The sequence below is a fragment of the Novosphingobium sp. ST904 genome, from assembly GCF_001298105.1.
Classification (GTDB): Bacteria; Pseudomonadota; Alphaproteobacteria; order Sphingomonadales; family Sphingomonadaceae; genus Novosphingobium.
Genome location: NZ_LGJH01000155.1, coordinates 80,060 through 101,601, shown reverse-complemented (window position 1 = coordinate 101,601; position 21,542 = coordinate 80,060). Strand labels below are relative to the sequence as shown.

Genomic DNA, 21,542 nt, shown 5'->3' with positions numbered 1-21,542 from the left:
GCAAGCTCTGGGGCCTGATGGCCTGCCATCACTATTCTCCCCTCACACTGTCCTATTCGGTCCGCACCGCGAGCGAGCTGTTCGGCGAATTCTTCGCCTATCTGCTGGAGCAGAAGGAAACCGACTTCGCGCTGGAGCAACGCTCCGCCTCGATGCGCCTTCACGACGAGATGATGGCCCGCGTGGCCTCCGGCGGATCGCTGCTCGAAGCCTTCGAGGATTTCTCGGAATCCATCGGCCGCGTCATCCCGTTCGACGGGGTGATCGGCTGGGTGGACGGCCGCTTCATGAGCCATGGTACGACGCCGAGCGAGCGCAGTTCTCGCTGCTCGCCCGCTTCCTCAACACGGCCGGCGCAAGCACGGTGTGGTCCACCGATTCGATCGGCTCGCTGTTCGAGCCCGCACGTGAATGGACGGACAGGGCCGCCGGCCTGCTCGCGCTGCCGGTCAGCCGCACCCCGCGCGACTATATCGTGCTGTTCCGCCGCGAGCAGCTTCGCGAAGTGAGCTGGGCCGGCAATCCCGAGAAGGCGATCGAACTCGGCCCGAACGGTGCCCGGCTCACCCCGCGCAAGAGCTTCGAGATCTGGAAGGAAGAACGGCGTGGGCAATCGCGCCCCTGGACGGAGGAGGAAACCCTCGCCGCCGATGCCCTGCGCATCACCTTGCTCGAAGTGGTCCTCCGGCTCGCCGACGCCGCCCATATCGAGCGCGAACAGGCGACCCGCCAGCAGGACATGCTGATCGCGGAACTCAACCACCGCGTCCGCAACATCCTCAACCTGATCCGGGGTCTGGTTACCCAGAGCAAGGAAGGCGCCCGAACGATCGACGATTTCGCCGAGATCGTCGGCAGCCGCATCCACGCCCTTGCCCGCGCGCACGATCAGGTGACGCAGAAGGACTGGACACCCTCGTCGCTCTACGACCTGATCCGCACCGAAACCGCCGCCTATGTCAGCGACGGCGCCGATCGCGTCGTGATCGACGGACCCGACGCCCTCATCGCGCCCAGCGCCTTCACGACACTGGCGCTGGTGTTCCACGAACTGATGACCAACTCGTGCAAGTACGGGGCGCTCTCGGACTCGCGCGGCACGGTCACCGTTTCGCTCAATCGCGGCGAGGACGGATCACTGGAGATTGACTGGCACGAATCCGGTGGCCCCGCAGTAAGGACACCCACCCGGCGCGGCTTCGGCTCCACCATCATCGAACGGACCATCCCGCATGAACTGGGCGGCTCGGCCTCGGTGGTCTATCCGGTGGAGGGGATGAAGGCCCTGTTCCTGCTCCCCGCCGATCACGTCGCCAGTTTCGAGACGCCCAGTGCGGCCGAGCGCGAACCCGCGCCGCATGTGCCCGAAGCCTCGGACCTTGCCGGCACCTTGCAGGACGGCATCGCCCTGATCGTCGAGGATAACGTCATCATCGCGATGGAGGCGGAAGACGTGCTGCGCGACCTCGGCTTCGGCGACTGCCGCATCACCGGTTCGGTGCAGGACGCCATGGCCCTTGTCGAAGGCAACGGCGTTTCCTTCGCGATGCTCGACGTCAATCTCGGCAAGGACACCAGCGAGCCGATCGCCCACGCCCTACACGAGCGCGGCGTGCCGTTCATTTTCGCAAGCGGCTACGGCGAACGCGCGTTGATGGCCGGAGATTTCAAGCGCGTGCCGGTCGTGACCAAGCCTTATGGCGAACGCGACGTGCGGGCGGCCATTGGGCGATTGCGGCGAGGCTAGAAAGGAAGGGCAGGAATCGGCGCCCTGCCCACTAGCCCCAGCTCGCCACTAGCCCCAACTCGCCGCGGCAGGAGCCGCTTCCAGAAAAGCGATCAGCCCCCGCTCCTCACGCGCGAGCCACTGGGTCCGGCGCGGCAACCGGGCCGGAAGCTCCGGCACCGGCTCCGCATGGCGGACGAATGCGATCAGCGCCGGGTGGACATAGGACTTTCGCGCAATCGCGGGCGTATTGCCGAGATGCTCGGCCACGTCCTCCAGCACGGCCTTCAGCGTCACGCCCGGCTCCCGCCAGATCCGCGCGAAAGCCAGAGTGCTCGCGGCGAACGTGCGGAAATCCTTGGCCGAAAAGTCCTCGCCCATGGTCTCGTGCAGGTAGTCGTTCACGTCCTGCGAGCCGACCGGGACCGAGCACCCCTCCCCGTCGAGATACTGGAACAGGTGCTGTCCCGGCAAGTCCTGCATCTTCCTGACGCAGGACACGAGCGCCCGGTCGCTGGAGGTGACCTCGCGCAGCTTGCCGTGCTTGCCCCGGAACCGCAGCCGTAGCTTGCGCCCCTTGAGCGTGGCATGGCGCCCGCGCAGCGTCGTTGCCCCGAAACTGCGGTTCTGGGTGGCATAGCGCTCGTTACCCACGCGCATGGCCGCACTGTCCAGCAAGGCGACAACCGATGCCACCGCCCGCTCCCGGCACAAGGTGGAGAGCGCGAGGTCTGTCGCCACCCGCTGCCGCAACCCGGCAAGCGCATGGCCGAAAGCGGCGCAGCGGTCGAACTTGGAGGCATCCCGATCCGCGCGGTATTCGGGATGATAGCGATATTGCTTGCGTCCGCGCGCATCGAACCCCGTCGCCAGCAGGTGGGCGGCGGGATCGGGCGAAAACCAGCAATCGACATAGGCAGGCGGCAGGGCGATGCGATTCAGCCGGTCGATCTCCTCGCGGTCGGTGATGCGGCCGCCATCGGGATCGTGATAGGCCCATTTGCCTGACCTGATCGGCCTGCGGGTGATGCCCGGCTCGGTTCCATCGGCAAATGTGAGACGCGCCATCGAAAAGGGCCCTTGGTCGGAGCGCCGCGTTATCGGGCGCCTGCCCTGTCAAAACGCACGATACGGCGCGAAGTTGTCCCGCGGCGGAACCCTGCGCGCATACCGGCCGTTGCTCCTGCAATACCCGGCGCCGCCCGCAGAGGGCCCCCGCACAGGAAGGAGCAGGACCATGGCCGATGCCCGTATCTTCGAGGATCTCAAGTCCGATCACGACCGTCACCGCAAGATGCTCGCCCAGCTTGGCGAGACGCAGGGCGACAGCCCGGAACGCCGCGAGCTATTCGAGGATCTGCGGCGCGAACTGCAGGCTCACGCCGCGGCGGAAGAAGAAGCGCTCTACGCCACCATGCTCGCCTGCCCCGACTTGCGGGACGAGGCCCGGCACTCGGTATCCGAGCACAAGGAGATCGACGACTATCTCGGCGAGCTGCTCGACATCGACATGAGTTCGGGCGCCTGGCTGATGAAGTTCAAGGACATGCGCCACCGCTATCTCCACCATATCGACGAAGAGGAGGAGGAGATGTTCCCTTCGGCCGCCAAGACCCTTTCCGGCGAAGCGGAGAAGAAGATGGCGCAGACGTTCGAGAAGCGGAAGCCGAAGGAACTCGCCATGCGGCGGAACAGAAGCCCGGCGACGACAAGGAGTGAATTCCTGCGGCGGGCCGGCCCACTCGGCCCGTCGCAGTTTCGGGAACGTCAGGCCCACAGGCGGCGTTGGATTTATGCAATCAGGAGGAGACCTGCCATGGAAACCCATGTTCGCGACAAGTTCTGGAAAGCCTTCGCGGCCAGTCCGCTGATGATGATAAAGCTCGATGCGGCCCATGGCCATGCCGAGCCGATGACTGCCCTGCTGGACAGGGACGCGCATCACGCGGTGTGGTTCTTCTGCAAACGCGACAACCGCATCGGACAGGGCGGACGTGCCATGGGGCAGGTCATCACCAAGGGACACGACGTGTTCGCCTGCATCGCCGGCACCCTGGTGGAGGAAACCGACGCTGCCGTTCGCGACCGCCACTGGAGCAATGCGGTAGAGGCTTGGTTCCCGCACGGGAAATCCGACCCGTCGATCGTGATGCTGCGCTTCGAGATCGACGATGCCGAAGTCTGGACTTCCGATATCGGAATTACCGGCCTGTTCAAGCTCGCGACCGGCGGGACCATCGATCCCTCCAGGGCCGGCGAGCACGAAGTCGGCGCGGTCTGATCTTCAAACAATAAAAAGCGCGGGAAAGGCCGAAACCTTTCCCGCGCTTTTTATTGTCCGGATCAGGTGCGGACCAGCGGTTCCAGTTCCACGGGGCGTTCGCTATCCGGGCTATCGGCAAGGGCATAAGCGATCGCAGCGAGGATCGCTTGGCGCGAGAACGGCTTCTGCACCACGCCGATCGCGGTCGGAGCCGGAGAGTCGATCTGACCGGGATTGGCGGTGACATAGATGACGCGGGCCCCGAACCGGACGGCCAGGTCCCGGGCAACCGCAGGGCCGGTCAATCCGTCCCGCAAGTTGAGATCGACCAGCGCGACATCGGGCGCCTCCCCCAGCGCCGCCACGGAAGCGGCGTCGGGGAAAGTGCCGAGGACGGCATGTCCGCCATCGGAGAGGATATCTTCCAACTGCAATGCCACGAGGAATTCGTCCTCGACGATAAGAACCTTGGCGAAACTTTTGGCAGAATTCGGGATCATGGAGCCCAAGACGGCTTTCCTTGTCAGGCAGCGACCGCTTCGCGGGCTTCTGCAATCTCGTCGGCGTTGGCGATCTTGACCAGTTCGGCGAAGAACGCATCGACCGCTTCACCGGTAAGGACGAAGTTATGGCGGAAATCGGGGAGCTGGCCGGATTCGATGACCTTCGACAGCATCGAGCGGGCACGGCAGATCCGGCTCTTCACGGTGCCAAGCGCGATGCCGCAGATGTGAGCGATCTCTTCATAGGAGAGATTGCCTGCCGCCACCAGGATCAGCGCTTCGCGGTAGCTGTCGGGAATGGCGGTCAGCGCGCGCAGGACATCCGCCAGTTCGACGGCGCTTTCCTGGCTCGCTTCGGCGCGCAGGATACGCTCGGCCGCCACTTCGTCATATTCGCCGTGGAAGCGGGCGCGGCGCGCTTCGCTGTAGAAATGATTGCGCAGGATCGTGAAGGTCCAGGCCTTGAAATTGGTACCCGCTGCATAGCGATGACGCGCGGCCCATGCGCGGAGCATGGCTTCCTGCGCAAGATCGTCCGCCCGGTCGCGGCAACCGCAAAGACCGCGCGCGAAAGCGCGAAGATGCGGGGCCACTTCGGCAAGGGCGCGCTTGAAATCGCGGTCGCTGAGGGCTGCCACTTCCACAGGCACGGTCGTCGCTGCGTTATCGGCACCGGTTCCGGCTTCGGTTGTTGCGGACATCGTGTTTCCCTCCATGGCTGATCACGGCTCGTGATCCGTCAGTTGGGCAAACGCGACTAATGCACACAAAGTTCCCGAAACCGCACTGAACGCCGTTCAGAAGCACCTGCCACACGATGGAACGAGGCCCCGGCGCGACCGATCGCGCAATCACGCCTTCCCAGCGCACCGGAGCAGGCTGAAAATTTCCGTGGCATGCAGATTTTTTGGCGACCGCCGGGAACAACCATGCTCCGGAAACTTTGAGGCCTCCGTCCACTCTGCGGTGAACGGAGGCCTCCGGGATCGGGTCACCACCGGTTTGCGGGGGGTGGGGGAGCCAGTGGTGATACCGTTGGAACGTGCATTGCCAGACTTGGTTCCCGCGTGATGTTTGTGTGCGAGAAAAATTTTCGGGTTGCCCTGCCCCATCTGCCGCGTCAGACAAGGAACGCTGGTCGGGAGGGGGCGCGAGCCGCCGATGCGAGATGAAAACACGGGAAGATGACTTCCCACGATCCGAGGAATTTCGATGTCCGTCTCTGACCAGATCGCCATCCAGCTGCCCTATCTGCGCCGCTATGCCCGCGCGCTGACAGGTTCGCAGCATTCAGGCGATGCTTATGTCCGCGCCACTCTCGAGGCCGCGCTGGCCGACAAGACGCTGCGCGACGATATCGCGCGCAGCCGCGCTGCGCTCTACGCCGCATTCACCCGCATCTGGTCGACCAGCCATGTCGACGATCCGGGTCTGTCCGGCGAAGGCGGCCAGCACGAGCAGGCTGCGCAGACCCGGCTTGCGATCGTTGCCCCCACGCACCGGCAGGCCCTTCTGCTGACCACGGTGGAAGAATTCTCCCGCGAGGATACCGCACGCATCCTCGACGTGACGCCCGACGGCGTGGATGCGCTGGTTGCCCAGGCCATCCTCGAAATCGAGAGCGAAAGCACCACCGAAGTTCTCATCATCGAGGACGAGCCGCTCATTTCGATGCAGCTTGAAGGGCTCGTCACCGAACTCGGCCACCGCGTAGTCGGTACGGCCGCAACCCATGCCCAGGCGGTGGAGATCTTCGAGCGCTCGCCCGCCGGTCTCGTCCTGGCCGATATCCAGCTCGCCGATGGCAGTTCGGGCATCGAGGCAGTGGAAGACCTGCTCAAGTTCGGGGACGTGCCGGTGATCTTCATCACCGCCTACCCCGAACGCCTGCTCACCGGGGAACGTCCGGAACCGACCTATCTGGTCACCAAGCCGTTCCAGGAAGCCACCGTGCGCGCGGCGATCAGCCAGGCCCTGTTCTTCGGATCGAGCAAGCCGCTCGGCTGATCGGCTCCGGCCCTACCCATTCGGTCATACCCGCCCCCGCCGGTTCACCCCGGCGGGGTTTTTCCTCAGCTATTCGCGGGGCGTTCGCCTGCATCGATAGGGGGAAGCGCGCGGCCGAACCGGTCGCGCGGGGCCTGCTCCTCGAACGTCAGCGGCGGCGGCTGGAAGCCGAGATGCAGGACCAGGGCATCATGGATCGGCGCAAGGAAACGCACCCCGGCACAGCCACCGACCTGCCAGACGACTTCCCCGGCCACGACCTGATCCTTGCAAAGTCGAAGTTCGATCCGCTCACCCGGTTTCGCCGCGGCCTCAGGAAATTCCACCATGCAGCCGCCGGCGGACAGGTCATAGAGAAAGACCGAATCCCTGCGGTCTTGCCCCAGGCAGTCGATCTTCTTTTCGACGATATGCCGATCCCACTCTCGCGCGTCCATTCGTCTTGCCCTCGATGGATGACGACCGGCAGCTTGCACAAGTGTGCCTAATAATTCCTGAAGAACACCTCTCGTGCCGCGCCGCGCCGCGCGCAACCCGTTGGCCATATGGAACTTTCCGGCTGCAGCCCGATGCCGGCGTTTATCGCCGGTCGTTTCGCAGCGTGAATTCGCGGCTGGCCCGTACCGGCACCTTGAGTCGGCATTCCACCCCGCTCGGCTTGAACCTCAGGTCCACGTCCGACTTGAGTTCGTGAGCCACGATCTTCTCGATCAGATCTCGCCCGAAGCCGCGCTTGGCCGGTTCCACCACCGGCGGACCGCCTTCTTCGCGCCAGTCGATCTCGGCAAGTTCCGGGCTGACCAGGATCCAGTGAACGTGGATCCGCCCGCCTGTCGTGCTCAGCGCACCGTATTTGGCGGCATTCGTGGCCAGTTCGTGGATGGCGAGGCCCAGCGACATGGCGTCGTTAGGCGCCAGCCGGACTTCCGGTCCCGACATTTCCACGTGGCTTTCGTTACCCTCCATGTAGGGCGCCAGTTCCGATCGCACGACATCGCCCAGGACGGCATGTGTCCAGTCGGACTGGGAGAGCAGGTCATGCGTGGCCGAAAGCGCGCGAATGCGGGCGGTCAGGCTTTCGGTGAAATCGTCGATATCGGTGGCGCGCCTGCGGGTGAGCGCGGCGATGGACAGGACGTTGGCCAGAGTGTTCTTCACGCGGTGGTTCAGTTCGCGTGTCAGCGAATTGCGGATCGCCGCCTGGCTCTGGAGCCACTCCAGCACCATGCGGTCTTCCGCCGAACGGCGCGTGATGAGCCGCCCGATCGCCATGACCATAAGCGAGGCCAGCGCACCGAAGAACAGGGTGATCCGCGAAGCGGTGGAAAGCACGCCGACCTTGCGATCACTGATGACGACGACCCATGAGTGGCTGCCCACGTCGATCCGCCGCTCCATCGTCGGCCCGGCGGAACCGTCCGCCCGGCGCTCCGCCAGCAGTTTGTCGGGCGCCACCTCGCCGTCGTAGATCGCCACGTCGATATTGTTGTTGCGATAGAGCTCGCTGGCCGATGTCAGGAAAGTCTCCGCCCGGAATGGGCTGAACACGAAACCCTTCACCTGCCGGCCCGATCGCCCTGACAGGACCGGCATGTAGATCAGGAAACCGGCGGCCTCGGCATTGCTCTCGTCCTGCACCAGATGGACCTTGCCGGATGCCACCGGCTTGCCCAGCTTCATCGCCCGTTCCATCGCCGCGCGGCGCACTTCCTCCGAGAACATGTCGTAGCCGAGCGCCTGCCCGTTACCGTTGATGTCCGGTTCGAGATAGACGATCGGCGCCGCCGTGGTCCGGTCGAAGGTCGGCCTGGGGTAGACGAGGAAATCGGCCCGGCCCGCCGCCTGTATGGACATCTCCATTTCCGACAGGCGATCCACCGCCACGATCGGCGCCCAGCCCATGCCGAGCGAGCCGTAAAGGTCGCCCTTGCCCTGGAGATCCTGCGCGAAAGCGCGGAACTGGTCCTCGCTCACCTCGCGCTGGGTGGCGAAGAGAGCGGCGCCCGCGCGCAGCAGCGCGATATTCTCGGTCGTGCGGCGTTGCAGCGCGGAAGCGATCTCGGTGAGATTGCGATCCAGCTCCACCTGCCGGGTCTGCCGGTCCGCCCGCTCGATCGCCATGACCGACACGGCCGTGGTGATCGAAGCGATAATGAACAGCAGGAACGGCCAGCGCGCGGATACTTGTGGAACCAAGCCTGCTTCTGGACCCTATCGAGCAGAGCCTGATCAATCACCGGAAATCCCTGCCATCAAATGGGCCTGCATCATTCCTAAAGAGCATCGCCATGCTCCGGACCATTTGCGTGGCAGCCCAGGACAAGACTTCGTAACAAAGGGAACCAAGACCTGCCTCGATTGTTCCAGCGAAAACGACGTTCGGTTGCCTTGCCGGCAATATCACAAGCGGATCGGTCTGTCGCAGCGTGCAACGCGCTTGCAGCATGGCTCTTGACCCGCTTGCGGCCAGCAAGCAAGTGTTCAGGTTACGATGGAGTCAAAGTTGAATCAGCCCGAAGGACATGGCGAGCCGGCACAGCCCGGTCTGCCGCCTGAAGTCCGCAAGGACGGAGAACCCGGCTGGGCCGGGGGGCTGAGGAAGCTGTACAACTCCGTGGTGGACGAACCGCTTCCGGACAGCTTCAGGGATCTTCTCAAGAAGCTGGACGGGGCGGACGATGCCTGACCGCCAGTCTTCGCACCCCGATCAGCCCACCGCACGCAAGTCCGACCCCAGCGCAAGCCGCCCAGAGGACGAGGCTTTCCGCCGGGAACTGCTTGGCGTCCTGCCGCATTTGCGCGCTTTCGCACGCGGCCTTTCCGGTCGCCCGGATTTCGCTGACGATCTGGTGCAGGAGGCCGCGATAAAGGCCTGGACCGCGCGTGAACGCTACACGCCCGGCACCAACATGCGAGCCTGGACATTCGCGATCCTGCGCAACCACTACCTGTCGGAACTGCGCAAGAGCAAGCGCCAGACCGACCTTGACGAAGGCGCGGTTGAGCGGATGCTGGTGATGGACGCGGACCAGGAAGGCCCGCTTCACCTCGGCGACATGGAAACGGCATTGCAGAAACTCGCCCCCGAACGGCGCGAGGCGGTGCTGCTCGTGGGTGCGTCCGGCTTCAGTTACGAGGAAGCGGCCGACATCTCCGGTTGTCCGATCGGCACGATGAAGAGCCGCGTCGCCCGCGCCCGCGCGGACCTGGCGCGCATGCTCGACGGCGAAGTGGAACTGGTGGACGTGGGCGGGCGCCGGAACCTGTAATCGGCCCGGCCGCCTGCCCTGTTCCCGGCGGTGCGGCCGATCAGCCTTTAGCGGTGCCGATGGTATATTCCGCCATGATACCCCAGTCCCGATCGGCATGGCCCGCTTCTATCGCCGCTCCCATCCGGGCGTGCACCGCATCAAGCATGGGCAGGCTCCCCTGCGTGCCGATCGCGGTTTCGGCAGCCAACTCGCGGGCGAGGCGCAGGTCCTTCAGGCCAAGAACCGCCTTGAAGCCCGGCTCGTACTTGCGCTCGGCGATGATGCCCGAATAGTTCTGGTAGACCCGGCTGCCGAACAGGGTGCCGAGCATCAGTTCGAAGAACTTCTCCCGCGGGAGCCCCTTGCCCTCGGTCAGCACGACGGCCTCGGCCATGCCTTCGATGGCCATGGTGATCATCATGTTGCAGGCGATCTTGGCGGCATTGGCAACGGTGGCGTCCTCGCCCATGTCCCAGACCTTACCGGCAATCGCCTCGAAGACCGGCTCCAGCCTTGCGGCATGTCCGGCCGGGCCGCCGAGGATCACGTTGAGCTGGCCCGCCGCCGCCACATCGGGACGGCCAAGCACCGGCGCCGAAAGATAGCCCACGCCGGCAGCGTCATGGCGCTCCACCAGTTCGCGCGCGAAGGCCACCGAAATGGTCGAACAAACGAGATGGACCACGCCCGCCGGCGCCCCGTCCAGCACGCCGCTGTCAAGCAGGACCTCGCGAATGGCGGCGTCTTCGGAAAGCATGGTCAGCACGGCGTCGCCCACGAAGGCTTCTGCCGGGGAGGTGACCATCTCCACGCCTTCCACCGAGCCCCCGGAGCGATTCCATGCCCGCACCCTGTGCCCTGCCGCCGCGAGATTGCGTGCCATGGCGGTGCCCATCGCACCGAGACCGATGAAGCCGATGTCCATTGTGATAATCCTGAAAACCGAAAAAAAGAGGCGGTAAAATGCTTCGGGCGGATCGCGCTGTGTAGCGGCGACCCGGCCGGTTCAGCGTGTCATGGTGCCCGGCGCCGGCCGGGCTGCCGGGCTCAGGCCGGGTAGACCCAGGCCGTGCCGCGGTCGAAGTTGTCCGAGGCGAACTTCCAGTTGATGAGGTTCTCGAGAACCGTCTTCACATAGACCGGGCGCTTGTTCATCTGGTCGATGTAGTAGGCGTGCTCCCATACGTCGATCGTGATGAGCGGGTTCACGTCGGTGGTGATCGGGGTGCCGGCGTCATGGGTCGAGATGACCTTGAGCTTGCCAGCTTCGACGACGAGCCATGCCCAGCCCGAAGCGAAGTGATTGACGGCTTCGTTCGAAAGCGCTTCGAGCAGCGCGTCGAGCGAACCGAAATCGGCGTTGATCGCGGCGAGCAGGCTCTCGCTCGGCGCGGTCTTTTCCGGGCTCAGCGAGTGCCAGTAGAAGCCGTGGTTCCAGGTCTGCGCGGCGTTGTTGAACAGCGGGCCCGACGCCGACTTGGTGATTTCCTCAACCGACTTGTCGGCATTCTCGGTGCCCTCGATGGCGGCGTTCAGCTTGTCGACGTAAGTCTTGTGGTGAGCACCGTGGTGGATTTCCAGGGTCTTGGCCGAGATGTGCGGTTCCAGCGCGTCCTGCGCATAGGGCAGCGGGATCAGGGAAATGGTCATGGCTATCTTCCTGTTTCAGGTTATCAAAGGTTTGGACATGCACGCATCCGCAAGGACCGGGCGCAAACACCGGACGGCGCGTGAACTGGCACTCGGACTTTCGGGGGGCTATGTCTGCCCTCTTGCCCGACAATTCAAGCATCTATTGGCGGCATTTTCATTGCACCGCCTGATAGCAAGGCTTGGCGGCGAATCCGATTATCCGCGCGGGCACTTCGGATGCAAGAACGCCATATGCAAGAAGGACGGCGGGTTGCCCCGCCATCCTTCTGCTCTCGTTCCTGACGAGAAGCCGGATCGCTGTCGGATCAGTTCTGCTTCCTGATCTCGTCCGCCTTGTTTTCCAGCGCGTCGGACTTTGCCTCGCCCGCCGCCTCGACCGCATCGGCCTTCTTGTCGACAGCCTCGGACGCGGCGCCGGTCATCTGGTCGGCCTGGTCGCGCATGGCGTCGGCCGTTGCATCGGACGACTGTTCAACGGCATCCGCCTGCTGCTCCGTCGCATCGTCCGCCTTGTTGTTGCAGGCGGCGAGGCCGAGCGAACCGGCGGAAACGATCGCGATCATGGCGAGGCGCGAAGTGGTCATGGCTTTCATGGCAGGCATCCTTTCCCTGTTATTGAAAAAGGGCGCGTTTTCCATCGGAGGACGCGCCGGCCTCGTTCAGACCCCAACGGGATCCTTAGCGGATGGAACCGCGACGGAAGAGGTTGACGATCGCCAGCAGAACGACCGCGCCGAGGAACGAAGCGAAGAGCGACATGATGTCGAACGCACCGCTGGTGATGGGCGCGCCGCCGATGAGCGGCGTGATGATGAGACCCGCGATCAGGGCACCGACGACACCGACGACCACGTTCAGGAATACACCCTGCTGCGCATCGGTGCGCATGAGGATGGAAGCGAGCCAGCCGATAACGCCGCCGACCAGGAGAATAAGAAGTAGAGTCATTGTGCTTCTCCAAAAATTTGTGTCGTTGCGGGATTAACTGCGCTGTTCGCACAAGGTTCCGGAGCGCGGCCAACCGTTCGCCGCAGGGAGGTCGATTGTCCCGCAATGAGAAAAGCGCGGGAGCTTTCGATGCGGCAACTTGTTCCGGCAATGTCGGCAGCGAAGGCCGTCCATGAAAGGAGCACCCGGTGCATTCCCTTCCACGCGCCCCTCACCACGCCCTCCGACGTGAGCGCGCGATTTCCGCGACGGCATCGGCCGCAATCGTGATCGGCGGGCTTGCCGCGCTTGCATGGGGGCTGGGCGTGAACCTGCCGGCGTTTCCCGAGCGCTCCACCCTTACCGCGACGGTGTTGCTGCCCGAGGCCCGCAAAACTCCCGAAAAGCGCCCGCAGGAAACAACGTCATCCGCCCATCGGGGCGCGCCCGCACCGGAGGGTCGCAAAACGCGGGCTGCACCGGTGGTCCTGCCTGCTCCCCGCATCGTTCTGCCATCCCCCGTAACGATCGTGGCGGCCCGGCATCCGGGAGATGGCGACAGGCCGGCACAAGGCTCCGGAACCTCCGGCTCCGGCAGTGGATCGGGCGGCAGGGGAAACGGCGGAGGAGGCGGCGGAGAGGGAGCCGGAGTCAACGAAGGGGTCGCCACCCTGCCCCGGCAGATCGCCGGCCGCCTCCACTATGGCGATCTGCCTGCGGACTTGCGCAAGGCGCGCAGCGGCGCCGACCTGACCCTGCGCTACCGCATCGGCATTGACGGGCGAGTAAGCGGATGCACCGTGATTTCCTCCAGCGGCCGACCCGACCTGGATGCGGGAACGTGCCAGCGCATCACCGAACGCTTCCGCTTCCGCCCGGCACGCGATGCACAGGGGCAGCCGGTGCCTTTCGTGATGACCGAGACGCATGGTTGGGACGATGGCAAAGAGGGCCCGTGACCTGACGCGGCCGAGCGGCTAGGGAAGCGCTCCAAACATCAGACGGAAGAGGAGATTCCCATGGCGACGATCGACGAAACCCACGACAGCGCGCTGCGCTCCTGGGTGGAAAGTGCGAACGGCCATGGCGACTTCCCGATCCAGAACCTGCCGCTGGGCGTGTTCTCCAACGGCGGGAATTCCGCACGCGGGGGCGTGGCGATCGGTGACCTGATCCTCGATCTTGCCGCACTGGCCGGGTCGGGACTGCTCGAAGGCCAGGCGCTGGAAGCCGCGCGGGCCGCCTCGGGCGAAAGCCTCAACCCGTTGCTCGCCCTTGGCGCCGGTCCGCGCCGGGCGCTGCGCCGGCGCATCTCCGCCCTGCTGGCAGAAGGCGCCGCAGAGCGTGCGCAAGTCGAACCGCTACTGGTTCCGATGGCACAGGCCACGCTGCATCTGCCTGCGAAGATCGCGGACTACACCGATTTCTATGTGGGCATCCATCACGCCACCAACATCGGCAAGCTGTTCCGCCCGGACAATCCGCTGCTGCCCAACTACAAGCACGTCCCCATCGGCTACCACGGCCGCGCCTCGACCGTGAGGCCGAGCGGTGCGCCGGTGATCCGCCCCAACGGCCAGACCAAGGCGCCCGATGCCGAAAGCCCTTCGTTCGGCCCCATCGGCCGGCTCGACTACGAGCTGGAGCTGGGCGTGTGGATGGCGCAAGGCAACGAACTCGGTCAGCCCATTCCTATCGGCGAGGCGCTCGATCACGTTGCCGGCGTAACCCTGCTCAACGACTGGTCCGCCCGCGATGTGCAGGCCTGGGAATACCAGCCGCTCGGGCCGTTCCTCGCCAAGAACTTCATCACCACCGTCTCGCCGTGGATCGTCACGATGGAGGCGCTGGCCCCGTTCCGCATCGCCCAGCCGCCCCGGCCCGAGGGCGATCCCAGCCCCCTGCCCTATCTCTGGAACCGGGACGACCAGGACGAGGGCGCCCTGTCCCTCGATCTCGAAGTCAGCCTCAGCACCGCGACAATGCGTGCGGACGGCGTTCGGCCCATCGCCTCAGCCGCGGGCCGGCCAGCAACATGTACTGGACCATCGCCCAGATGGTCACGCACCACGCCTCGAACGGCTGCGAGATGAATCCGGGAGACCTGCTCGGCACCGGCACCATTTCCGGTCCCGAGGACGGTTCGCAGGGCAGCCTGATGGAAATCACCCGCTCCGGCCGGGAGAAGGTGACGCTTGCCACGGGCGAGACGCGAACGTTCCTTGAGGACGGAGACGAACTGGCGCTTTCCGGACGCTTCGTGGCAGATGGCGCGGTAACGATCGGGTTCGGTCCGTGCAGCGGGATCGTGCAGCCGGCGGTACCGCTGAACTAGGACGGAATTTACGGGAGCCTGGGGATCGTCCCTCAGGCTTCCCCCCGTCGGCCTGGAACCTGCGGCCTAAAGCCAGTCGTTCGCGCGGTACCACTCTGCCGTGGCCCGCAGACCGTCCCGCGTATCGATGCGGGGCTCCCAGATCGTCGGCGGCACGGCCGCGCCTGCTCCCACCACCCAGTTGGGATGGCTGAAATAGGCGGCGCGATCGGCGGTCATCTTCGCGCCGTCGCCGCGCAGGAACTGGTCGGCCCGAGCCGCCAGCCGCAACGCCCCGGACGAAAGCGAGATCACCCGGGCACGGCGGCCAACCGCAGCGCCGATGGCGCGGGCCATTTCGGCATTGTCCCAGCCTTCGGGCTTGCCGTCGTCAGGCTCGAACAACTTGCCTGTCACGTCCTCACCACCCGGTATCAGCGCCACCAGCAGGCGGGCGAGATCCTCGACATGGATCATCGAGGCGCGGCCGTCCTTCGGCACCGGAACCAGCCCCCAGCGCGCAGCGCGGAACAGTTCGAACATCTCCTTGTCGCGCGGGCCGTAGATCGCGGGCGGGCGCACGATCGTCCAGTCCAGCGGACTGGCGCGCAGCAGCTTCTCGGCCTTGGCCTTCGAGGCGCCGTAAGCCGAAAGATCGGGCTCGCGCGCGGAAAGCGAGGAAACGAAGACGAAACGCCGGATGCCCTTGGCCACGCCGGTCTCGATGAGGTTCAGGGTGCCCGCGACATTGCCTGCCTCATACCCGGCGGCATCGGGCGCGCTCACCACGCCCGCAACGTGGACGATCGCCTCGGCACCGCGCGTCAGCTCGGACAGCGAGGCGGTATCGCGCAGTTCGCCGCGTACCCAGGTGACGTTCTCGCGCCGCTCCTGTTCGCGGCGGGTCAGCGCGCGCACGTCGTACCCTGCGGCCACCGCTTCCTCCAGCACGCACTGGCCGACGAAGCCGGTTGCGCCGGTCAGGGCGATGGTGGGGCGGTCTATCTCGTTCATCTGGGGAAAAGCGGTCATTTCAGCACGAGCTGGTCACGATGGACCACGGAGGAACGCGGCGAATATCCCAGCACTTCGGCCTGCTCGCTCGAATGGAGCCCCTTGATCGCGGCGCATTCGCCAGCATGGTACTCCGAAAGGCCATGGGCGACCACGCGGCCGCCGGCATCGACGATGGCCACGGGATCCCCGCGTTCGAAATGCCCCTCCACGGCGGTCACGCCCTTGGCAAGGAGGCTCGACCCGCGCAGCAATGCGGCGGCCGCGCCGGCATCGACGACAATGCTGCCCTTGAGCCGCAACCGCCCGCCGAGCCAGGCCTTGCGAGCGCCCGCACGGCGGCGGGGGAGGAACAGCGTGCCGATCCCCTGATCGATGATCCGCGCCACCGGGCGGGCGTGCTGGCCATTGCCGATGACGAGGCAGATGCCCGCCAGTTCGGCGATCTCGGCTGCCTGGAGCTTGGAAACCATGCCGCCGGACCCCATGCCCGAATTCGATTCCGCACTCGCCATGGCGTGGACTTCGGGCGTCACGCCTTCGACCACCGGAATCATCTTCGCGCCGGGCTCCCGAGGGTGGCGGTCGTAAAGGCCGTCGATGTCGGAGAGCAGCAACACCGCGCTGGCCTGCGCCGCCTGCGCGACGCGGGCGGCCAGGCGGTCATTGTCACCGAAGCGGATTTCCTGAGTCGCGACCGAATCGTTCTCGTTGATCACCGGCACCGCGCCCGCATCGAGCAGGCGCGTGAGCGTTGCGGTGACGTTGAGATAACGGCGCCGGTCCTCGAGATCCTCCAGCGTCAGCAGCATCTGCGCGGCGGTGATGCCGTGGCTGCCCAGCAGTTCGGCCCAGAGCCCCGAAAGCGCGATCTGGCCCACGGCCGCGGCGGCCTGTGCGTCCGCCAGCGAGCCGCGTCCGCCCTTGTCGAGCCCCAGAGTCGCCGCGCCCAGCGCAATCGCGCCCGAAGAGACGACGATCACGTCCTGCCCGCGTGCGCGCGCCTCGGCGATCTCGGCGACCAGCGCGGTCAACCATTCGCGCCGCACACCTTCCTTACCGACAAGCAGCGCCGACCCCACCTTGACGACGAGGCGGGGGCTCAGGACTTTGTCGGAGAGATCGGAAAGGCGGGATACAGGCATGGAGGCCGAGCCTCTAGGACACTTGCCGCCCGGAGGAAAGCGCTCGCTTGCAAAGGACCGCGCACCCCGTCCCGTCGCGGGAACGTCAGGACGTGGCGGCCAGACGGCGCGCCTGCCGGGCCTTGAACATCTCGTGCCCGCTGACCAGCAGGATTCCCGCCATGACCATCAGCGCGCCGGCGATGAAGGCCGGCTCCAGCCGCTCGCCGAGCAGAACGACGCCGAAGGCCACGCCGAACAACGGAGTCATGAACGAAAGCACGCCCAGCCGCGAAGCCAGATAGACCCGCAGCATCCCGAACCATACCAGAAGGCTGACCAGCGAAACGAAGACGATCTGGAACGCCATGCTCATCGCCAGCAGCGGGGTCGGCCTGACCAATGTCTGCCCCGAGCCGAGCGCCAGCGCCCCCAGCAGCACGAATGCACCGAGAAGCTGATAGAGCGTCGTGACGCTGCTCGGCGCCTGCGACAGGCGGGAAAAGCGCAAGGTGAGCGTCGTCGCGCCCCAGGCGGCACCGGCGCCGATCCCCATGAGATCGCCGATCCACGCCGAATCGTGCTGCGAGCCCGCGCTTGCCCCGCCGAGGAAGGACACCGCCACTCCGCCGAAGGCCGTGACGATGCCCAGCCATTGCAAAGGACTCAGGCGCTCTTCCGGCAATCCGAAGTGGAGGCCGAGTGCCGTGAAGATCGGCGCGGTATAGAGGAAGATCCCCATGTGCGAGGCATTGGTGAAGCGCAGCCCCTCCCCCATGAACAGGTATTCCAGCGCGAAGAGCGCTCCGATCGCCACCCCCGGCTTCCAGGTGCCCCCGCGAAGAGCATGGCCGTCGCCGCGCAGACGGACCAGCGCCGCGATGAACAGCGCGGCGATCCCGGAACGCAGCGAAATCTGGAGGACCGGCGCCATGTCCGGCGCGGCCGCCTTGAGCGCGGTCTGTTGCATTCCCCAGATCGCGCAGAGCCCGACCATCAGCAATGCGGCGCCACCGTCGACCGGCCTTCGCGAATTCGCTTCCATCTTTTCCATTACCGCAACTTCAGTTCGCAAGCTCGGCGGACCCGATGCGCCAGCCTCGCGCCCAACCCGAAATCGCCGATGCCGTCAACCTCCCTGCCCCCGCCGGTGCCGCGCTGCGCTGCGGCCATGGAGGTTCCGACTTCGCGCTTTCATTTTAGAATAATGATTCTAGATATGAAGCGCGAGGCCGATTCGAACGAGATCGGCGCGACGAGGGAGAAAAACGCGTGATCGATCGCCGCACCATGCTGGCCGCCGCCGCCGCGGCAACCGCAGCCAGTATCACCGCACCCGCCTTTTCACGCGGGGCACGACCGGTCGATCCGAAGTTCCCGCAGGGCTTCCTCTGGGGCACGGCCACGGCGGCGTATCAGGTGGAGGGAAACAACCTCAACAGCGACGTCTGGGCGATGGAACATGCCCGTCCCACGGTCTACGCCGAACCTTCGGGAGACGCGGCCAACAGCTTCGCGCTCTGGCCGGTGGACCTCGATATTGTGAAAGGCATGGGGCTCAATACCTACCGCTTCAGCCTTGAATGGGCCCGCATCGAACCGGCGAAGGGCGAATTCTCCATCGCCATGCTCGATCACTACAAGGCCATGATCGAGGGCTGTCATGCGCGCGGCCTCACGCCCATGGTCACCTTCAACCACTTTACCACGCCCATCTGGTTCGCGGCGCAGGGCGGTTGGTCCAACGCGGAAGCGCCCTCGCTGTTTGCCCGCTACTGCGAGCGTGCCGCGCGCCATCTTGCCGCGATCATCGGCTATGCCACGACCCTCAACGAACCGAACCTGTCGGGCCTCCTCGACGTGGTGCTGCCCGGAGACATCGGCCCGCGCCTGCTGGGGGCGGACAAGGCCATGCAGGAAGCCGCGGCACGGGAACATGCCGTCGCCCGGTTCCTGCCCGGAAACCCTCTCTACGTCGCCGATCCGCAAGTGGTGCAGGCCAACCTGATTGCCGGACACAAGGCCGGACGAGAAGCGATCAAGGGGGTGCGCCCCGACCTGCCCGTCGGCGTCAGCCTCGCCGTCATCGACGATCAGGCAGCAGGCAGGAACAGCCTTCGCGACGCCATGCGCGCGAAGCTCTACCGGCCCTGGCTGGAAGCCGCCCGGGGGAACGACTTCGTCGGCGTGCAGAATTACGAGCGCACCGTCTGGACCGACAAGGGCAGGCTTTCCGCGCCGGAAGGCGCCGAAACCAACGATGCCGGATCGGAAGTATACCCTGCCTCGCTCGCCGGCGCGGTACGCTATGCCCATGCGGTGAGCGGGGTTCCCGTGGTCGTCACCGAGCACGGCATCAACTCCGCGGACGACACCAAGCGAGCCCGCCTGATCCCGGCGGCGCTGGCCGAACTCAAGCGGGCGATGGAAGACGGCGTGCCCGTTCTGGGCTATATGCACTGGTCGCTCGTCGACAATTTCGAGTGGGTCTTCGGCTACAAGCCCCAGTTCGGATTGCACACGCTGGACCGCACCACGTTCAAGCGCACCGCCAAGCCCAGTGCCGCCGTGCTGGGCGCGATCGCCCGCCGCAACGCGCTCTGATCGGCAGAACGCCGAATGCGCCGGTCAATGCGCCGGCGCTGCAGGCGGAGACGCCCCTTCGATCATGAACCACGGCGTCTGCCCCTGCTCATAGGGCGGCGCCGGATAGAGCCAGCGAAGCGCTTCCTCGGCAGCATGGTGATAGACCGTGGCGTGAGACGCGCTCTTGCTGAAATCGGCATAGCGCACCGTGATCCGCGCGGGCGGCTGCTTGCCGAAATAGGCGCGCACGCGGTCGATACCGTCCTGCATCGTTCCGCCCTCGTCCCCCACCGCAAGGTAAAGGCGCTCGCCGGACATACCCTGCCCTGCCGCGGTCCGATCGAGATCGCGCAGCGGACGCGATCGTCCCACCACAGGCTGGGGCTGACCGCCACATAGTCGCCGAAAAGCGTGGGATCGTTCAGGAGCGTGTCCACCACGAACAGGCCCGCAAGGGACTCTCCCATCAGGGCGCGCCGATCTCCACTGCGAAAGCGCGCCTCCACGAAGGGGATGACCTCATCCCGCAGGAACCGGCGGAAGCGGTCGGCTCCGCCGCTTTCAGGAAAGGCCGAGAGATATCGGGGATCGGTGGGGCGCGAAGTCAGTTCGGCACGCCGGTCCTTCGTCTGCACGCCGACGACGATCATCGGCCCGTAAGTCCAGCTCAGCGAGGCCAGACTGCCAAGCCCTGCGATATGCACGAAATCCTGGTCCAGCCCGCCATCCAGCAGATAGACCACCGGATAACGGTCAGCCGACTTGTCATAGCCCGTGGGCAACCAGACGTTCACTTCGCGCGTGTCGCCAAGAACGGCGGATCGCAGCTCATAGCGCGTGCCGAGTTCGATAGGTTGACCCGAAATCTCCCGCGGCGCCGCATCCTTCGCGCTTGCGATTTGCGGGGCCAGAACGAGCCCTGCGGCGAAAAGCCCCGGGATGACAAGCGAAGTGGCGATGATCTTCATCGCCACGGTCTAGCGAGAGCCGCCTGCCCTGCCAATATGCGCCTGAAGCGTAACGAATAAAAGCGAGCGACGCCGCTGCGTCGCTCGCCCGGATTGGATCAGATCGGGGACCAGGGCTTGTCGTCGGCTTCCTCGCGCTCGCCTTCCGGACGCTCGGTCACGGTGGCGGCAGGGAGATAGTCAATCACCGCATCGAGCAGCTTCGACATGCCCTTGCCCGTCGCGCCCGAAATCGGGAAGACCTCGTCGGCTCCGGCCTTGAGCAGCTCGCGGGCATAGTCCGCCGCCAGCGCGTCATCGACGAGATCAATCTTGTTGAGCGCGACGAGACGCGGCTTGTCTTCAAGGCCTTCGCCGTAAGCCTCGAGCTCTTCCTCGACGATCCGCATCGCTTCAACCGGGTCGGTGCTGGAGATGTCGATAAGGTGGACCAGCACGCGGCAACGCTCGATATGGCCCAGGAAACGGTCGCCAATGCCGGCACCGTCCGCCGCGCCGGCGATCAGGCCGGGGATGTCGGCCAGCACGAACTCACGGTTCTTGTGCGTGACGACGCCGAGCTGCGGCCGCAGCGTGGTGAAGGCATAATCGCCCACCTTGGCCTTGGTGTTCGAAAGCTTGTTGATGAAAGTCGATTTGCCAGCGTTGGGCATGCCCACCAGACCGACGTCCGCCAGCAGCTTGAGACGCAGCCAGACCCACAGCTCCTGCGGCGGGATGCCCGGCTGGTGCTGGCGCGGCGCGCGGTTGGTGCTGGTCTTGTAGCTGGCGTTGCCACGGCCGCCCATGCCGCCTTCGAGCAGGACCACGCGCTGGCCCGCCTCGGTAAGGTCGGCCAGAACCGTCTCGCGGTCGTCGTCATCGATGAGCTGGGTGCCGACCGGAACCTTGACTACAAGGTCCTTGCCAGCCGCGCCGTTGCGGTTCTTGCCCATGCCGTGGCCGCCGCGCGGGGCCTTGAAATGCTGGGTATAGCGGAAGTCGATCAGGGTGTTGAGACCGGCGACGGCCTCGAAGATCACGTCTCCGCCCTTGCCGCCGTTACCGCCGTCGGGGCCGCCATATTCCACGTACTTCTCACGCCGGAAGGAAACGGCACCCGGTCCGCCGCCGCCCGAACGGATGTAGATCTTGGCCTGGTCGAGAAAATGCATGGGTCTTTTTTCCGGCAATCCTGAGAGCTGAAGTGGGCTGGCGGAGGCTCCG

The 21,542-nt window shown here is 65.5% G+C and carries 22 protein-coding genes and 1 pseudogene; 9 read left to right on the top strand and 14 right to left on the bottom strand.

The features are described from left to right. The first annotated feature begins 364 nt into the window (after positions 1 to 364). Positions 365 to 1,747 carry an HWE histidine kinase domain-containing protein gene (locus ADT71_RS34110; RefSeq protein WP_231636038.1) on the top strand — a complete coding sequence of 461 codons (1,383 nt, stop codon included), beginning with the start codon at positions 365 to 367 and terminating at the stop codon, positions 1,745 to 1,747. Positions 1,748 to 1,795: 48 nt separating this feature from the next. Here the strand turns inward: ADT71_RS34110 and ADT71_RS18925 are convergent, their stop codons facing one another. Next, on the bottom strand, positions 1,796 to 2,794 hold the full coding sequence (locus ADT71_RS18925; RefSeq protein ID WP_054439290.1) for a DNA topoisomerase IB: 999 nt from the start codon (positions 2,792 to 2,794) through the stop codon (positions 1,796 to 1,798). 169 nt (positions 2,795 to 2,963) lie between these two features. On the opposite strand from ADT71_RS18925, the gene ADT71_RS35890 reads away from it, so the two are divergent. Beyond that, positions 2,964 to 4,007 (top strand): pyridoxamine 5'-phosphate oxidase family protein, encoded by a 1,044-nt coding sequence (locus tag ADT71_RS35890; RefSeq protein ID WP_369818308.1) that lies wholly within the window; start codon positions 2,964 to 2,966, stop codon positions 4,005 to 4,007. A 62-nt stretch (positions 4,008 to 4,069) separates the two neighbouring features. Here ADT71_RS35890 and ADT71_RS18910 read toward each other — a convergent pair whose 3' ends face one another. After that, positions 4,070 to 4,489 carry a response regulator gene (locus ADT71_RS18910; protein ID WP_054439288.1) on the bottom strand — a complete coding sequence of 140 codons (420 nt, stop codon included), beginning with the start codon at positions 4,487 to 4,489 and terminating at the stop codon, positions 4,070 to 4,072. A gap of 23 nt (positions 4,490 to 4,512) precedes the next feature. Next, complete coding sequence (locus tag ADT71_RS18905) at positions 4,513 to 5,193, bottom strand: sigma-70 family RNA polymerase sigma factor (protein ID WP_082370454.1); 681 nt, start codon at positions 5,191 to 5,193, stop codon at positions 4,513 to 4,515. A gap of 511 nt (positions 5,194 to 5,704) precedes the next feature. Between ADT71_RS18905 and ADT71_RS18900 the strand changes: the two genes are divergently transcribed. Continuing rightward, a complete protein-coding gene (locus ADT71_RS18900) occupies positions 5,705 to 6,499 on the top strand; it encodes a response regulator (RefSeq protein ID WP_054439286.1) in 795 nt (264 codons plus the stop codon). 65 nt (positions 6,500 to 6,564) lie between these two features. On the opposite strand, the gene ADT71_RS18895 is transcribed toward ADT71_RS18900, so the two are convergent. Together ADT71_RS18895 and ADT71_RS18890 are read right to left on the bottom strand one after the other, a co-directional pair. Continuing rightward, positions 6,565 to 6,936 carry a PilZ domain-containing protein gene (locus tag ADT71_RS18895; protein WP_054439283.1) on the bottom strand — a complete coding sequence of 124 codons (372 nt, stop codon included), beginning with the start codon at positions 6,934 to 6,936 and terminating at the stop codon, positions 6,565 to 6,567. A gap of 142 nt (positions 6,937 to 7,078) precedes the next feature. After that, positions 7,079 to 8,695, bottom strand: coding sequence for a CHASE domain-containing protein (locus ADT71_RS18890; RefSeq protein ID WP_231636037.1), 1,617 nt, complete (start codon positions 8,693 to 8,695; stop codon positions 7,079 to 7,081). 307 nt (positions 8,696 to 9,002) lie between these two features. Between ADT71_RS18890 and ADT71_RS18885 the strand changes: the two genes are divergently transcribed. Together ADT71_RS18885 and ADT71_RS18880 are read left to right on the top strand one after the other, a co-directional pair. Further along, positions 9,003 to 9,185 (top strand): NepR family anti-sigma factor, encoded by a 183-nt coding sequence (locus ADT71_RS18885; protein ID WP_132469274.1) that lies wholly within the window; start codon positions 9,003 to 9,005, stop codon positions 9,183 to 9,185. Continuing rightward, a complete protein-coding gene (locus ADT71_RS18880; RefSeq protein ID WP_082370448.1) occupies positions 9,178 to 9,768 on the top strand; it encodes a sigma-70 family RNA polymerase sigma factor in 591 nt (196 codons plus the stop codon). Before ADT71_RS18885 ends, ADT71_RS18880 begins: the two co-directional genes overlap by 8 nt. A 40-nt stretch (positions 9,769 to 9,808) precedes the next feature. Here ADT71_RS18880 and ADT71_RS18875 read toward each other — a convergent pair whose 3' ends face one another. Both ADT71_RS18875 and ADT71_RS18870 read right to left on the bottom strand, forming a co-directional pair. Further along, on the bottom strand, positions 9,809 to 10,675 hold the full coding sequence (locus ADT71_RS18875; RefSeq protein WP_054439278.1) for an NAD(P)-dependent oxidoreductase: 867 nt from the start codon (positions 10,673 to 10,675) through the stop codon (positions 9,809 to 9,811). A 122-nt stretch (positions 10,676 to 10,797) separates the two neighbouring features. Next, entirely contained in the window at positions 10,798 to 11,400 is a 603-nt protein-coding gene (locus ADT71_RS18870) for a superoxide dismutase (protein ID WP_054439275.1), read from the bottom strand. On the opposite strand from ADT71_RS18870, the gene ADT71_RS31530 reads away from it, so the two are divergent. Then, a complete protein-coding gene (locus ADT71_RS31530; protein WP_132469273.1) occupies positions 11,399 to 11,725 on the top strand; it encodes a hypothetical protein in 327 nt (108 codons plus the stop codon). The two genes, ADT71_RS18870 and ADT71_RS31530, sit on opposite strands and share 2 nt — an antisense overlap. Here ADT71_RS31530 and ADT71_RS18865 read toward each other — a convergent pair. After that, positions 11,709 to 11,996, bottom strand: a complete 288-nt coding sequence (locus ADT71_RS18865; RefSeq protein WP_054439356.1) for a hypothetical protein — start codon at positions 11,994 to 11,996, stop codon at positions 11,709 to 11,711. The genes ADT71_RS31530 and ADT71_RS18865 overlap by 17 nt on opposite strands. Positions 11,997 to 12,081: 85 nt before the next feature. Further along, positions 12,082 to 12,351, bottom strand: a complete 270-nt coding sequence (locus ADT71_RS18860) for a GlsB/YeaQ/YmgE family stress response membrane protein (RefSeq protein ID WP_054439274.1) — start codon at positions 12,349 to 12,351, stop codon at positions 12,082 to 12,084. A gap of 188 nt (positions 12,352 to 12,539) precedes the next feature. Between ADT71_RS18860 and ADT71_RS18855 the strand changes: the two genes are divergently transcribed. Together ADT71_RS18855 and fahA are read left to right on the top strand one after the other, a co-directional pair. Then, positions 12,540 to 13,289, top strand: coding sequence for an energy transducer TonB (locus ADT71_RS18855; protein ID WP_054439271.1), 750 nt, complete (start codon positions 12,540 to 12,542; stop codon positions 13,287 to 13,289). A gap of 60 nt (positions 13,290 to 13,349) precedes the next feature. Further along, positions 13,350 to 14,665 (top strand): annotated as a pseudogene (gene fahA, locus ADT71_RS18850) (fumarylacetoacetase). Between the two features lie 66 nt (positions 14,666 to 14,731). Here fahA and ADT71_RS18845 read toward each other — a convergent pair. From ADT71_RS18845 to ADT71_RS18835, 3 genes are all read right to left on the bottom strand, one after another. Then, on the bottom strand, positions 14,732 to 15,676 hold the full coding sequence (locus ADT71_RS18845) for an NAD(P)-dependent oxidoreductase (protein ID WP_054439268.1): 945 nt from the start codon (positions 15,674 to 15,676) through the stop codon (positions 14,732 to 14,734). Further along, a complete protein-coding gene (gene proB, locus ADT71_RS18840; protein ID WP_054439265.1) occupies positions 15,673 to 16,803 on the bottom strand; it encodes a glutamate 5-kinase in 1,131 nt (376 codons plus the stop codon). Before proB ends, ADT71_RS18845 begins: the two co-directional genes overlap by 4 nt. Before the next feature lie 85 nt (positions 16,804 to 16,888). Next, complete coding sequence (locus tag ADT71_RS18835) at positions 16,889 to 17,836, bottom strand: DMT family transporter (RefSeq protein WP_054439262.1); 948 nt, start codon at positions 17,834 to 17,836, stop codon at positions 16,889 to 16,891. Positions 17,837 to 18,054: 218 nt separating this feature from the next. On the opposite strand from ADT71_RS18835, the gene ADT71_RS18830 reads away from it, so the two are divergent. After that, a complete protein-coding gene (locus ADT71_RS18830) occupies positions 18,055 to 19,386 on the top strand; it encodes a family 1 glycosylhydrolase (RefSeq protein ID WP_054439259.1) in 1,332 nt (443 codons plus the stop codon). A 62-nt stretch (positions 19,387 to 19,448) separates the two neighbouring features. Here the strand turns inward: ADT71_RS18830 and ADT71_RS18825 are convergent, their stop codons facing one another. Together ADT71_RS18825 and obgE are read right to left on the bottom strand one after the other, a co-directional pair. After that, the gene (locus ADT71_RS18825; RefSeq protein ID WP_054439256.1) at positions 19,449 to 20,336 is read right to left on the bottom strand and encodes an alpha/beta hydrolase; all 888 of its coding nucleotides are present in this window, start codon (positions 20,334 to 20,336) and stop codon (positions 19,449 to 19,451) included. Positions 20,337 to 20,434: 98 nt separating this feature from the next. Next, positions 20,435 to 21,490 (bottom strand): GTPase ObgE, encoded by a 1,056-nt coding sequence (gene obgE / locus ADT71_RS18820; RefSeq protein ID WP_054439254.1) that lies wholly within the window; start codon positions 21,488 to 21,490, stop codon positions 20,435 to 20,437. Positions 21,491 to 21,542 lie beyond the last annotated feature (52 nt).